This window comes from Streptomyces sp. NPDC001530 (genome assembly GCF_042894545.1).
Classification (GTDB): Bacteria; Actinomycetota; Actinomycetes; order Streptomycetales; family Streptomycetaceae; genus Streptomyces.
Genome location: NZ_JBIAVS010000005.1, coordinates 462,270 through 476,329, shown reverse-complemented (window position 1 = coordinate 476,329; position 14,060 = coordinate 462,270). Strand labels below are relative to the sequence as shown.

General features: G+C 66.7%; 6 protein-coding genes. 2 read left to right on the top strand and 4 right to left on the bottom strand.

From position 1 onward, the window contains the following. Positions 1-325 precede the first annotated feature (325 nt). The 4 genes from ACFY0T_RS12760 to ACFY0T_RS12745 all read right to left on the bottom strand — a co-directional run bounded on the left by ACFY0T_RS12760 (position 326) and on the right by ACFY0T_RS12745 (position 10,474). Positions 326-874, bottom strand: a complete 549-nt coding sequence (locus ACFY0T_RS12760) for a DNRLRE domain-containing protein (RefSeq protein WP_388868185.1) — start codon at positions 872-874, stop codon at positions 326-328. Positions 875-1,144: 270 nt separating this feature from the next. Then, the gene (locus tag ACFY0T_RS12755) at positions 1,145-1,657 is read right to left on the bottom strand and encodes a hypothetical protein (RefSeq protein ID WP_388868182.1); all 513 of its coding nucleotides are present in this window, start codon (positions 1,655-1,657) and stop codon (positions 1,145-1,147) included. A gap of 100 nt (positions 1,658-1,757) precedes the next feature. Beyond that, complete coding sequence (locus ACFY0T_RS12750) at positions 1,758-2,276, bottom strand: hypothetical protein (protein ID WP_388868179.1); 519 nt, start codon at positions 2,274-2,276, stop codon at positions 1,758-1,760. Next, complete coding sequence (locus tag ACFY0T_RS12745; protein WP_388868176.1) at positions 2,246-10,474, bottom strand: DNRLRE domain-containing protein; 8,229 nt, start codon at positions 10,472-10,474, stop codon at positions 2,246-2,248. Before ACFY0T_RS12745 ends, ACFY0T_RS12750 begins: the two co-directional genes overlap by 31 nt. A 429-nt stretch (positions 10,475-10,903) precedes the next feature. On the opposite strand from ACFY0T_RS12745, the gene ACFY0T_RS12740 reads away from it, so the two are divergent. Both ACFY0T_RS12740 and ACFY0T_RS12735 read left to right on the top strand, forming a co-directional pair. Next, positions 10,904-11,512 (top strand): hypothetical protein, encoded by a 609-nt coding sequence (locus ACFY0T_RS12740; protein WP_388868173.1) that lies wholly within the window; start codon positions 10,904-10,906, stop codon positions 11,510-11,512. Beyond that, positions 11,512-13,938 carry an FG-GAP-like repeat-containing protein gene (locus tag ACFY0T_RS12735; RefSeq protein ID WP_388868171.1) on the top strand — a complete coding sequence of 809 codons (2,427 nt, stop codon included), beginning with the start codon at positions 11,512-11,514 and terminating at the stop codon, positions 13,936-13,938. The genes ACFY0T_RS12740 and ACFY0T_RS12735 overlap by 1 nt, the downstream gene beginning before the upstream one ends. Positions 13,939-14,060: the final 122 nt, after the last annotated feature.

The following is a 14,060-nucleotide window of genomic DNA, read 5'->3' as shown; positions in this document are numbered from 1 at the left end:
AGCGGCAGGGGGCCTCATGCGCACACTCCTTGGAGATCAGGAAGAGGGCCTGGTTATACAGGAGCGCCGACTACGGCGGCCACCAGGCGGACAATCGGCGCAAGCTTCACGTATCCATAGCCGAACTGGCGGCCGCCGTCCGTGCCGGTCGGACACCGGCTCAACGAAAGACACACCACCGCCGAACGAATTCGGCGGTGGTGTGCGTCGAGTTCAGCGAACGCCGCAGGAATCCTGCGACGCCGCTTGGGAAGCGGCGCGCCGACCGGCCCTTGTCCTGTTCCGAAGGAGGGAACGAGGTCGTTCGGTCCGATCTGCTTGCCAGTCAGCTGTCACACAGAACAATCCTGGTCAATCCTTCTCGGACAGCCAGGGCGGCGGGCCGAACATGTCCGCGTACGGACTGGGTTCTCCCGTGTCCGGGTTGATTCCCTGGGCGAACAGACGGCGGGGTCTTGACCCAGCCCTGGGGCAGCGACGTGGCGTCCCACCAGTGCCGGCCTACTTCCGACACCGAAGCGACGGTGTCCGAGACGGTCGCCGAGTAGTCGCCGCCCGCGGTGGTCCAGGGCGTGGTCGAGGTGGCGTTGTTCCAGGTGGCCTGCGTTTCGGTGAAGTCCTTGTTCAAGCCGTGCAGTTCATAGAGGGCACCGTTGGAGCCGGTCTTGGTCTCCGCACCCCACATGTACAGCGTGCTGTGCGGCCGACAAGGCCGTTCAGGTAGGTAAGCGTTTCGCCCCCCCATCATGGCCATGGAACTCAGCCGCTCTTGCAGCGTACCGTTCTTCCAACTTGCGTCTGCGTTGCCAGGCAGGCGTACCGGGCAGGCCCAGCCGCCATATCGCCTGCTGGCGAGCGCCAATCGGTTGCCCATGTACGGGTCCGTGGCCAGGCCATCTCGTCCAGCGCGCCACAAGCTCATCGAGCGCCAACTCGGCGCCGCCAGCAGTGTTGGCTGCTGCAGAGATCACAAGTGCCACCGCGGGAACGGAATGTAACAGGCGGTGCTGCCGGGCCAACGCCCGGCAGCACCGCCTTGATCCATTTCGCCGCGACCAGAGGCTATTCGCTGCAAGATCCCACAGCTACTGCAGGGTCGTCAGCTGTCCCTGACCACACCGGAATCGCGTGCTTGCTTGAGAACTCATGCACGGGATTCACGGCAAAGGTACAGAGAAACCGTGATGGGGGTGTCATCGGGATCGAGATGCTCGAGACCTAGGATCACGTGCACGTCGGAGACCTTCCAACAGCCAACCCACACGAATGCGAAGTAGTCGGTGTCGAGCACCAGCTCTTCTTTCTCCACCGCGAACTTCTCGCCCAACAGAGAAGCAAGCAGACCTGCCAGTTCGCGACAATCACGAACCTTTTCCGGGTACCCCTCCATGACGTCGCTGACGTAATCAGGGGAGTTCCAATCTACTTTCCACTCCTGCAGCGTGACGCTGAGCACCACCAGGCCCTCATAATCTGTGATTCCCAGGCGGAGGCCGTCGCGCGCCAAACGCTTCGGGTGCGGCAGGGATACGGAGCCGGCAGGCTCCCAGTCGGACCGGACGAGTTCGGCGGAAACCTGTTCGGCATCCCATGGAGATTCAAATCGCGCGGCCAGTTCAACGAGTTGGAAGGCGTGATTCAAATCGATATCAAGCATCAGCACCTGCCATGGTACGGGCAAGGGAATTTGGGGCTCCGGATGACTCAAACAAGTGAGGGGCCACCAGCAGACTGGCGGCCCCTCACAAGCACCTCTTTTAGGACCCCAGCAACAACCTCGCCATCACCAGGACCGGTGTGTCGACGTCGTTGCTGGCAATCCCCACAGCGAGGGGAGAGCCCGCAACATTCCAGACGGAGCTTTCAACGAATTCGCTGTCGGCGAACTCGGCTCCATCACCGACCGAAACCGAGGTTCTGCTCCGCAATGCCTGCAGCAGCGACTCCTGGACCTCGCGGCAGAATGGCAGTTGCTCATCGATGGCCGAGTCAATTGCCTCGGATCCCAACTCATCGACATCTTCCGGCCATACCTCGGCGAAGACGAAGTCGAGGGCCCATCCACTGCCCCAGGACGCGAGGTGAAGGAACACGCCGCCTGCCTCCCAGCGTCTGCAGCCGGGAGGAGCGACCGAACCGGAAGGTGTCCAGCCGAGCTCCTGCACCACCGAATTCATCTCTGCAAGATTTCTCTTGAGATGACCTTCAGTGACACTGACGATGATGCTTTCCGCCACTATGTCCACTACTGCATGCCCTTTGCGCTGACGTGCCATACGGCGAGTGTACCGTTGGCCATCTCTTCAGGGAACCACTCCCGTAGAACCGCTCGGTAGAAGGCTGCTCCCTGCGGGCTGGACACTGCGTATCTCACGCCATTTCCGCCGAGGCCTGAATTCAGAGCAAGCAGCCTTCTGGCCTGGTCGACCGTGGTCGACTCGCTGAAGTAGTTACTGGGGTGATACGGGCTTCCCTCCCATTGGTACTCGTTCTGCGTCCACTTTGACTCGACGATCCATCCATCCGTGGGCCCACCATCGACTTCGACTCGGCGACCACTGTCAATACCGCTGTTCAGTCGCCAAATCTGTTCATCGTCCTGGCCTGTCACGTGCTTCTGATATCGGAAGCCCATACGGGACTTGTTCTTTTCGGCGATGGGCATTCTCTTCAGGAACTTCGGAGCGTCAGAAGCCGCCTCGACGGCTTCATCGGCCCACTTAGCACCCTTCAGTGCCTTTCCGGCGCCGGGGAGTACAGCTGCGGCAGCCATCGTGCACTGCCATGCCGACGGGGAGTTCGAGCAACCCTGGATGTCCGAGAATCCGGACAGTTCCTTGACGAAGTCCCAGGGGTCCACCCAGTTCTCGAGGCCCGTGGAGCCGTCGTGGTACTGGACGTTGAACTCGAGCTTCTCCGGATCGGGGATGATCGAGTCCCCGCCCATCTGGTACTGGTTGCGTGCCTGGCAGCCGACGTCGCAGGCTTCGTGGCCGTCCCGCTCGATGCTGTTGACCGGGTTGCCGCCGGCGAAGCCGTAACGGTTGCTGGTGGCGGGCCCGGCACCCAGGCTCATGTCGGCTGCGGCGCCGGTGTACGAGTCCCGGCTGATGAACCGGTTGTGCTCCGGGCTGTAGTCCCGGAAGCCCATGTCGTAGGTCTCCGACTGGGCGTTCCAGCGCTTGCCGTTGAAGCGGTAGGGGTTTTCCCCCTCGTCGCCCGGCGCCACGATGCTGTCCAGGCCGGTCCACTCGTCCTTGGCGTCCTGGCCATAGGCGGTGTAGCCGTAGGTGGAGCTGGGCTTGCCGTCGGACGCCTTGGTGAAGGTCTCGACGTCGCCGTGGCTGTTGTAGCCGTAGTAGCCGCTCTCGCCGTTCAGGTGGTTCAGCTGGGAAAGGCGTTCTCCTCCCAAGCCGAACTGGTAGGTCTTGACGAGGGTTCCGTCGAGCTCGTCGCTGAACACCTCACTGTCCAGCCCCAGGTAGCTGTACTCGTCGGTGTAGGCGTTGTTGACACGCTTCTCGACCGTGCGGTCAAGTGCGTCGTAGCGGTAGTTGGTCGTGTTTGTCTTGTCGCCCGCCTTGCGGACCGTGCTGATGAGCCGGTCGAAGCCGTCGAAGGTGTTCTCCTCGACGGCGGCGCCACCGTTTTCGGTGACGGACTTCATCCGGCCGAAGGTGTCGTAGTTGTAGATGGCCGAGGAATCGACCAGATTCGAGGAGGAGCTCAGCCGGTTCTTGTTGTAGTAGAACTCGGTCAGCTCCGACTTCTGGAGGAAGAGCTGCTTGACGACATTGGAGTTGTCGTCGTGCCAGTACTGCTCCGTCCGCGGCTTGCTGCCGGTCTTGTCCAACTCCCTGATCCGGTCGACCGGATCGTAGGTGTAGTTGGTCACGGAGTTCCGGACCCCGTCGCCGTCACCGCTCAGCAGCGACGCCGTGTCCTTGCTCTTGTTGCCGTTGGCGTCGTACTCGTAGCCGTGCGACGAGACCAGCGCGCCCTGGCTCGTCTTCTCCGTGCTGGTCTTCGGGGCGCTGTTTGCGTAGTAGGTGTAATCGACGGTGTTGCCGTTGCCCTTGGTGAGGGTGGCGCGCTGACCGCGATCCGTGTACGTGAACTGCGTGATGTCCGGCTGAGGGTCGGTCGGCACCTGGCTCGCCGTGACCTTCTTGAGCAGGTTGCGCAGGTCGTACTCGTACTTCGAGTTCTGTTGGGGATGGCTGACGGTGTCGAGCTGGCCGTTGACGTCGTAGATGTAGGAGGTGGTCTTCGGCTCCTGGCCGGTGAGCGACTCCGTGACCTTCTCCACCTGATTCAGACCGGTGTAGGTCATCGTGTACGGCTCGCTCGTGGTGCTGCCGACCGTTTCGCCGACCTTGAGCATGTTGCCGTTCAGGTCGTAGTCGTAGGTGTACGACCTGTCCGCGGAAGGGTCTCCGGCGGCGTCCGTGCGGGCCTTCAGGGATCCGTCGGGGTAGTGCGACCAGCCCATGGTCCGCGTCGACGTGCCGTTGTCACCGGTCAGCGTCCGCTTCTCCTGCTGACCGACGTTGTTGTAGTCGTAGGCCGTCTTGATGTTCCACGCGTCGGTGGAGGTCTTGATCCAGCCGTTGTCGAAGTAGGTGTAGTCGGTGTCGATGCGCGCCGGGTCACCCGCCGGCGGCAGCGAGGTCTTCTTGACCCGGCCTACCTCGTCGTAGACCGTTTCGGTGTAGACATCCCCCGTGTTGTGCTCGGGGTCCGCCGGGTCGTACGGCTGGAACTGCTTGACCGGCCGGTTGAGCTTGTCGTACTCGGTGCGGGCTGCGAAGTCCGCGTCCGTCCCGGTGGTGGCGGTGCCCCGCGGTGTCTCGACCTTGACGGTGTTGCCCACCTGGTCGTAGTGATAGCGGGTGGTACGCACCGTCGTGCCGTCGTACGGCGCCTTGACCTCGAAGGTCATGCCCCGTTCGTCGGGGACTATCTGGGTCTTGTTCCTCTCCTGGTCGGTCGTCGCGACGACGATCGAGTCCTTGTCGTACTCCGTGGTGGTGTACTTGCCCGCGGCGTCGATGGTCTTCCACGGGCGGTGGTTGAGGTCGTACTCCGTCTTGCTGGAGTAGTCGGTGGTGTCCGCCGACGCGTTCTTCTTCGGGTCGATCACCGTGACGGCATTGCCGACGTTGTCGTACTCGTAGGAGACCTTGTCGTCCTTGGCGTTCACCACCGACGTAAGCTGGTAGATCGCGTCGTAGTTGTTGGTGGTGACGTAGTCCGTGGCGTCCGCGGTGGTCGCCACGCCCTTCGGCTCGGTCGTCGTCCTGAGGTTGCCGACCTTGTCGTAGGTGTACGCCGTCTTGCGTTCCGCGGTCTGGTTGTTCGCCGGCGCGGTCGCCGACGTCACCTGGTCCATCGGGTCGTACGCCGCCTTCGACACCGCGTTCGTCGGTGACGTCGACTCGGTGGTGTTGTCGTTGGCGTCGTACACCGGAGCCGGGGTGGTGATGTAGACCCCCGCCGCCTGGTCCTTCGGCACCTTGCTCACCAGCGGGCGACCGAAGGTGTCGTACGTCTGCGTGGACGTCTTGTCCAGCGCATCCGTGACCGAGGTGACCTGGCCTCGCTCGTCATAGACGAACTTGGTGGACTTGGCGTACGGATCGGTGACCGTCTTCGGGTAGCCGACCGGGTCGAAGTCCGACGTCTGGGTCGCGTTGCCGTTTGCGTCGATCGCCTTGGTCTGCTGTCCGTAGGCGTCGTACTCGTACGACGTGGTGTAGTCACCCGCCGTCGGCGTCGCGACGCCCTTCGGATCCGTGACGGTCTTGAGGTTGCCGAACGAGTCGTAGCCGAACTGCCAGGCGCGGCCCTGCGGGGAGGTCTTGCGGAACAGGTCGGCCGAGAAGCCGTTGGCGCGCGTCTGGTACTCGTACTTCGCCGTGTTGGCCGGCCACTTGGAGGTGTCCGTCACGCAGGTGGTCGTCTGGTCCGGCACGCCCGTCTTGTTGTTCTCCGCGTCGCGCTGCCAGAGCGGGTAGCCCGTCTTCTGGTCGTAGCAGTACGCGGTCTTGGCGCCGTTGGCCTCCTCCAGGTACGTGACGTTGTTGTCGGCGTCCCAGCTCATCTTCGTGACTTGGGTCTTGGCGTTGGTCGTCTGGACCGGGCGGCCGAAGTCGTCCGTCACGTACTTCGTGGCATGCGACTCGGCGTCCGTGACGGTCGTGTCGACGAACTTCGTGTTCGATGTGTCGGCCGCGTAGGCGAAGCCCGTGGCGTCGGCGAGACGGTCGGTGATCGTCTTCGTCCACCAGTGGTACTTCGGGTCGTCGCCGGTCTGGGGGGCGTAGTACGCCAGCTTGGTGTCGTGGCCGCGCGGGTCCGTGGCCGTGACCAGCTTGACGTTCTTGTTGCCCTGGGTGGCGTCGTAGGTGAACTTGAAGTTCTTCGGCTGGGACGAGCCGTCGCCGTCGGTGAACTGACCGAGCAGGCCCTGCACCGTGTAGTAGAAGGAGATCTTGCGGCCCGAGATGTCCGTGATGGACTTCACGTGGTCGTAGATGTCCGGGTCGGTCAGGCTGGTGCCGGTGACCTTGGCGCCCGTGCCGTCGATGTAGTCGTACGACGCGTCGCCCTTCTTGTAGTAGTCGAGCGTCAGGGACTGCCGGCCTGCCGGGTCGGTGACGTACGCGAGGAACTTCGCCGCCTTGCCCTGCGTTTTGTGCTGCTCGTAGGTGTACGTCTGCGTGTTGCCGTTCTTGTCGACGACAGACGTCAGGTAGCCGTCGCAGCCGAAGTAGAAGCGGGTGCCGTCCGGGCGGAGGAGGGTCCACGCGTCAGGGACCGGGTCCTTGTCCGGAGTGCAGTCCAGGCCCGCCTTCGCGGTGATGCGGTAGTGGACGCCCGCGGGGGCCTTCCACGAACCGTCCGGCTGTTTGGTGAAGACGTGCGTGGTGCCGTCACCGTCGGGCAGACGGATCTCCGTCGCGTTCGCCACCGGGTTGGGGTGGAAGTCCAGCGCCGCACCGAGCCGGATCGGCCCGCCCAGCTGCGCCGACCAGCCCGCGCCCGCGCCACCTGTCGTGTTGTCGGTGTCCAGCGAGTTGTACGCGAACCGCGCGAACGTCGTCAGGCCACGCCCCGGGTTGGTGAAAGCGTTGTAGGACCACACGCTGTTGCCGGAGGCCAGGTTGTTCATCACCGTCGAACCGGCGCCGGTGTTCTTGCCTGTGTAGGAGTAGAACTTCTCCAGGCCCAGCGTGTTGGAGGTGGGGTCCTCGACTGCCACGTTCTGCTTCAGCGGCTGGATCGTGGTGTTGGTGGCCGACAGCCAGCTGCCGTCGGAGACCTTCTTGACGTCCCAGCCCAGCACGTATTGGGTGCGCTTGCTGCCCGAGTCCGAGTTGATCGGGGTGTTGACCTGCGCCTGGATCGTCGCCGACGCGCCCGGTGAGAGTGCCGGGATCGCCGTGGACGCCTGGTTGCCGCCGGTCGTCACGTCCGTGCCGTCGGGCAGCTTCCAGGTGTACGACATCACGCGCTCACCCGCAGCCCAGGCGCTCGCGGTGGTGTTGGTGACCGTCATGTCCACCGTGTAGGTGGAGTTGGGGGTCATGCGGGCCGGGGTCTGCGGCGCGTAGTACGTGTCCTCGGTCGTCGAGTCGACGTAGATGACCTGGATGTACGGGCGCAGCTGCGGGTCGGCGGCCTCGGCGGACAGGAACAGGGTGTGCTCCAGGGGCCCTGCCGTCTCGTCCTTCAGCTTGACCGCGACGCCCTTGTTGGAGGACGACGTCTTCACCCAGCCCTGGGTCAGGCTGGTCGCGTCCCACTGGTGGCGGCCGACGTCGTGGACGCTCGGCACCGTGCTCGAGACGGTCGAGGACAGGTCGCCGCCGGCCGTGGTCCACGAGGTGGTGGCGTTCGCCTTGTTCCAGGTGGCCGTCGCGGCGTCGAAGTCCCGGGTCATGCCACGGAGTTCGTAGATCGCGCCGTCGGTGCCGGTGGCCGTCTCCGCGCCCCACATGTACATGTCCGATCTCAGGACCGTCGCGGTCGCGGGGATCGAGGTGGTGGGGAACTTCAGCAGGGCACGCGTCTTGCCGTAGGTCGGCTCGTCGTTGCCCACCTCCAGCCAGGTCTGCGCCGTGTTCGTGACCGGCTCGGTCAGCGACGCGCCGTAGTTGGTGTCCGGCTTGGTGGAGGAGACGGTGGTGTCGGTGACGCCGCCCTGCGAGCCCTGGATGATCTTCATCGTCCGGCCGGCCTTGGGGATGCCCACGGTACGGGTCGGCGAGCCCAGCAGCTGCCCGTCCGCGGTCTTGACGGCCAGCTGGTAGTAGTACGACTTGCCGATCTCCTGCCCCGAGGAGCCCGGGGTGGGTACGGCGCTGGTGTCGGTGTATGTCGTCGCGGCCTTGTCGATCGGCGCGACCAGGGTGGCCGCCGACGGCGTGAAGGCCTGCTGCGTGGAGCGGTGCAGCTGGTACTCGACGATGTCCAGACCGCTGTCGCCGGTGGTGTTGCTGTACGCCTTCCACGACAGCTCCGGGCCGGTGCCGTGCACCACGGTCGGCGAGTTCAGCGTCGTACCGACCTTGCCGTACGTCACCGTCAGCCGCGGGATGGTCGACGTCTCGCCGCCGTAGTCGCCGTCGCCGGACTCGTAGCGCGGGCCGCCGGTCGGGGCGGTGGACTCGTCCGTCGCCTTGAGGACGAAGCCGTTGTTCGTCGAGGTGCCGTCCAGCCACTGCTGCACGGTGTCGGTCACCGGGAACTTGTGCCACTGGTTGTACTCGCCGACGTTCTTCACGATCGACGCCGGGTTGGTGAAGCGGACTGCGTCCGCAATCACTGCCGTGGTCGAGGACGCCGGACCGTCACCGAGGACGACCTTGCCCGCCGTGCCCTTGGCGAAGTCGATCTGCGAGCCGCCGTTGAGCGCGGCCCAGACGCCGTTGGTGCCCGACTGCTGGTTCACTGTGTACGTCGCGGTGCCGGCCTTGGACGTCACCGTGTACGGCGCGTTGGTCGCCCGGTCGGTCGCGGCCACGTAGTGCGCCTCGACCTTGTAGGTGCCCGCGTCCTTGATGTTCGGCTGCCAGGTGTACGTGTCACCGGCGACGGTGTCCTTGTTGAACCGGTAGTCGCTGCCGATCGCGTACTGCGTCAGCGACGACGTCGAGGCCGGCCAGGAACCGACCGCGGCCGTGGTGCCAGCGTCCCCGTCGTCCACCTGCACGCTGGTGCCGGACAGCTCACCCACCAGCGCACTGGTGTTGGTCCAGTTCGCCTGCGACTCGGTCCACGGGCCGGTCGCCCGGTAGGCGCCGATGGTGACGTCGTTGGCGTTGGTGGTGTGCGCCTGGTCGAAGTACATCTCCAGACGCGCGGAATCGATCTTCGTACCCGAAGGGATCTCGCTCAGCGGGAACTTGATCAGCGAACGCGCGATACCCGTGGCGGTCTTGCCCGCCGACAGCTTCCAGGTGGTGTTGAAGTTCGTCGACGCCTGATCCGACAGGACCATGGTGTCCTGAGAGTCGGTGGGCGAGGGCGCGATGGTGATCGTCGGGTCGATGACGACCGGGTACTGCCGCTCCTTGGACGCCAGCCACTTCGCGTCCGGCACCACCGTCAGCTTCCAGGACTTGCCGTCCCGGGTGAGCTTCTGCGTGACCTTCGTGCTGTACGTCTTCCCGTAGACGGACTTGTCGGCCTTCTTCGCGTCCGTCATGTACGGCGCCGGGATCACCAGCTCCGGCGTGTGCGGCAGCTCGCCGTACAGCGCGATGGAGCCGTCCTTGCGGGCCTTGGGCGTCAGCCCGTCGGTGTCCAGGGTGAAGGTGAACTTCAGCGGGCCGGCGGGGCGTTCGGTGAGGGTGATGTTCTCCTTCACCCGGCCGGGGCCGACGGCGTACGCGAGGTCCGTGCCCTGCGCCACGTCCTCGTACGTGACCGTGGAGCCCTTGGCCTTGGGCTTCAGCGAGCCGGGCTTCAGCGAGCCGTCCGCGCCGTCGAGGCCGAGGGTGACCGAACGGCCGTCGGGAGCCGCGAACCGCACCAGCCGGTCAGCGTCCTTGCCGAACCAACTGCGGCCGTTATTGGAGGTGTTGGCGAACTCGAAGCCCTTCGCCCCGCTGTCGCGGACCGTCGTGTCGATCGACTTCCAGGTCGCCTTCTTACCCGACCCGGACCGGTACGACGTCGGCACCGCCGACAGCTCCGCCTGGACGGTGCCGTCCGACATCTGCCAGAAACGCGCGTCCGCCGTGCGCCGGCCCGTCAGTTCCTTGACCCGCGTGGCCTTCGGTGCGTTCTTGCCCTTCGGCAGCTTCTGCCGGTCGGCTATGTCCAAGTCGTCGTGCGAGGGCGGCTTGTCGTGCCCTCCGCCGTCGTCGTCCGAGAACCATCCCTTGAGCGTGTCGACGACACCTTTGCCGCCGTCGTCCTCCGAGGACGAGGCAGCGTAGGCGAATTGTGGCAGCGCGGTACTCACGACCGCGGACACCACAAGGCAGGAGATCACTCTCCCGTATCGGACTTTCACGTCCAATGCCCTTTCTCATACGGCGCCCCCGCTTATCGGCCCTTTCGCGCGCATGACGCGCGTACCGAATGCAGGCACGCCGAACCACCAGCCGGGGATCCCCGACTGGTCATGACAGAACGGCCCTTCCTGTGAACCTCCTTTGCGGAAGCCCGAGTTCTAATCAGGTGGATGAGGGCATGTCAACAGGCGTCGCAATGCGGGCAGTTGAGCCACAGGCGGACGTAACTCACCTTTGCCTGCGGCGAAACGGGCGGTCGATTGGCCGGATATTTCCCGTCGTTGGATCAGGCCGCGCCCCGTGAGGTATAACCGCCCGGTTCTTCAGTCGCCCGCATTCGTTCCCGGAATGCGCGCCGATCCGAAAGCGGGAGCGCCATGCCATCGACATCGAAACCGGACGACACCGATACCCCGGACGACACCGAAGCCGCCGATACCCCGGAAGGCACCGATACCGGGGAAGCCGCCGATACCTCGGAGGCCGCCGATACCGGGGAAGCCGCCGAGGACAATTCACCGGAACCATCGGGGGAGAAGTCCTCAAAGGGCGCGGACCGCCGTGGAATCGCGGTGGCCGGCGTGCTCCTCGCCGCCTGCGCCGGACTCGTCGTCTACGGCGTGCTCAACACCGCCGAGAAGCCGGAGCAGCACCACGTGCCGACCGCCTCGGTGACGTACGAGATCGAGGGCGAGGGCACCGCCGACATCACGTACCAGGCGCGCAGCGAGTCCGGGGACGCCGTGGTGGCGGACGGGGTCACGCTGCCCTGGAAGAAGACCGTGAGCGTGCCGCTCGGCAAGGCGCCTCTGGTGACCATCACCCTGGGCGAGAAGGGCGGACGGGCCAGCTGCCAACTCGCCATCCGCGGCAAGCACGTCCAGACCGCCACCGCCTTCGGGAAGTTCGGGCGCGCCACCTGCCAGGCCGAACTGCCCTCGCCGGAGCCGTCGGGCGCCTCCGTGACCGGCCAGGAGGGCAGCTGATGGGGTCCACAGGGCGGGGCGCGGCCCGCGTCGCGCTCGCCGCCGCCGTGGTCCTCAGCGCGATCGCCCTGTCCGCGCGCACGGAGACGACCGCCGTGCACACCGAGGTCCCCCGGGGCGCCCTGCGCACCGTGGCCGTGCCCGCCGGGTCCGATCCGGCGCGCCGCGTGCTGCCCGCGCGGACGACCGGGCCGTTCCGCATGGTCGGTGTCACCTGGTCCGACGCACAGGCCGCGCTCGGCGGGACGGCGCAGATACGCACCCGGAGCGCTACGACCGGGCGCTGGTCGGCGTGGCGCGATCTTGAACTCGACGTCCACGCACCGGAGTCGGGGCCCGAGCACGCCGGCGACGGGCTGCGGGGCGGTACCCAGCCCCTGTGGGTCGGACTCTCCGACGGCGTGCAGGCGCGGATCACCGGCGCGAAGCTGCCCGCCGGGCTCCGGGTCGACCTGGTCGATCCGGAGGCGGGCGCGACGCGGCAGGCGAACGCCCCCTCCAACGCCGCGACCGCCGTCGGTCAGCCGGAGATCGTCCCCCGCTCCGGATGGGGAGCCGACGAGTCGATCGTCGCGGACCCGCCGACGTACACGACCGACACGAAGGCCGTGTTCGTGCACCACACCGCGGGCACCAACGACTACACCTGCGCCGAGTCGGCATCGATCATCCGCGGCATCTTCGTCTACCACGTGCAGAGCAACGGCTGGAACGACATCGGCTACAACTTCCTGGTCGACAAGTGCGGATCGGTCTTCGAGGGCCGCGCGGGCGGCGTCGACAAGCCGGTCTACGGCGCGCACACCTACGGTTTCAACACAGACACCAGCGGCGTCGCGGTCCTCGGCGACTACAACACCGCGACCGCGCCGCAGGCCGTGCGCGACTCCGTCGCGAAGCTCGCCGCGTGGAAGCTCGGGCTGTACGGGATCAACCCGTCCGGGACCGTGGTGATGGCGGCGGGCGCGGACAACGGCAAGTACACAAAAGGCCAGTTGGTGACCCTGAACCGGATCTCCGGCCACCGTGACGGCTATCCGACGGAGTGCCCGGGCACGAACCTCTACGGCGATCTGTCCGCCATCCGCACGCTCGCCTCCGCCGCCAACTCCCCTTCCGTGACGGGTGACATGAACCGCGACGGCCACTCCGACCTGGCCGCGGGCGTCCCGAAGGCCACGGCGAACGGCCTTGCCGACGCCGGGCAGGTCACCGTCGTCCCGGGCGCGCGCTCGGCGCCGTACACCGGGAACAAGACGGTGATCACGCAGGAATCGGACGGCGTGCCCGGTGGTTCGGAGACGGGCGACGGCTTCGGATCGGCCACCGCCTACGGCGACTTCGACCACGACGGCTACCAGGATCTCGTCGTCGCCTCGCCCGGCGAGGAGGTCACCGCGGGCGCGAGCGACGAGGGCGCGCTGAGCCTGCTGCGCGGCACCGCGAACGGCCTCGCCGGGCAGGCCGGGATGGTCAACGAGCCCAGCGGGGTCCGGGCGAGCAGCGCCCGCTTCGGGGCGGCCCTCGCGACCGGAGACTTCGACGGGGACGGCGGCGACGACATCCTCGCCGTCGCACCGGGCGCGGCGCGCGCCTGGGCGATCGACGGCGCGGACCGCACCTTCTCCTCACCCGTCCAACTGGCCTCCGACGGGGGCGCGCTGAGCGACACGGACATCGCGACCGGCGACTTCGACCACGACGGTTACGAGGACGCCGCCCTCACCTTCCGTACCGCGGGCGGCGCCACGCCACTCGTCGTACTGCGCGGCTCGGCGACCGGGCTGCGCACCGACGCACCGGCCGTTCTCGACGGTGCCGGCGGGCGGGCGCTCGCCTCTGCGGACCTGAACGGTGACGGCTACGCCGACCTGGCCGTGGGCCGCCCCGATGTGGGCGACGGTGGGGAGATCTCCACGTTTCACGGCTCGGCGGACGGGCTCACCACCACCGGGGCTCCGGTCGTCGGCCGGGGGGCGATCCCCGGCGGCGAGTCCGGTGACCGGCTGGGCGTCTCGCTCGCGGCGGGCGACACGGACGGCGACGGCTACGCGGACGTCCTCGCCGGTGCACACGGCGAGGACGTGGGCACGGCGACGGACGCGGGCGCGGCCCTGCTGCTGCACGGCGGCCCCGACGGCCTCACGGCCACCGGCGCCGAGGTCTACGACACCGACCTCGCCGGAGTGCCGGGCGCCGCCGAGACCGACGACCGGCTGGGCTCGGCGGTCGCGCTGGCCGACCTGACGGGCGACGGTCACCCGGACCTCGCGATCGGCGCCGACGGCGAGAACGCGGGCGACGGCACGGTCCTGACGCTGAACGGCGGTCCGGACGGAGTCGTCCCGGAGAGCGGCGCCTACTACGGGCCGACCGCGCTCGGCACGTCCGCCGCGGCGGGCATCGGCGGCGTACTCGCGAAATGAGCAACCGGGCGCCGGTTGGCGCGCGGGCGAAGTGAACGGCCGGGACCGAGCGGCGCACAGACGAGGCAAGCACCGGCGCCGCCCGGTTCCGGAGTGATGTACGGCACATCTAACGCCGTGAT

Excerpts from the sequence above, each read along its gene's own strand:
- ACFY0T_RS12740 (WP_388868173.1), top strand. The coding sequence starts at position 10,904 with ATGCCATCGACATCGAAACCGGACGACACCGATACCCCGGACGACACC.
- ACFY0T_RS12760 (WP_388868185.1), bottom strand. The coding sequence starts at position 874 with ATGGGCAACCGATTGGCGCTCGCCAGCAGGCGATATGGCGGCTGGGCC.
- ACFY0T_RS12735 (WP_388868171.1), top strand. The coding sequence starts at position 11,512 with ATGGGGTCCACAGGGCGGGGCGCGGCCCGCGTCGCGCTCGCCGCCGCC.
- ACFY0T_RS12750 (WP_388868179.1), bottom strand. The coding sequence starts at position 2,276 with ATGGCACGTCAGCGCAAAGGGCATGCAGTAGTGGACATAGTGGCGGAA.
- ACFY0T_RS12755 (WP_388868182.1), bottom strand. The coding sequence starts at position 1,657 with ATGCTTGATATCGATTTGAATCACGCCTTCCAACTCGTTGAACTGGCC.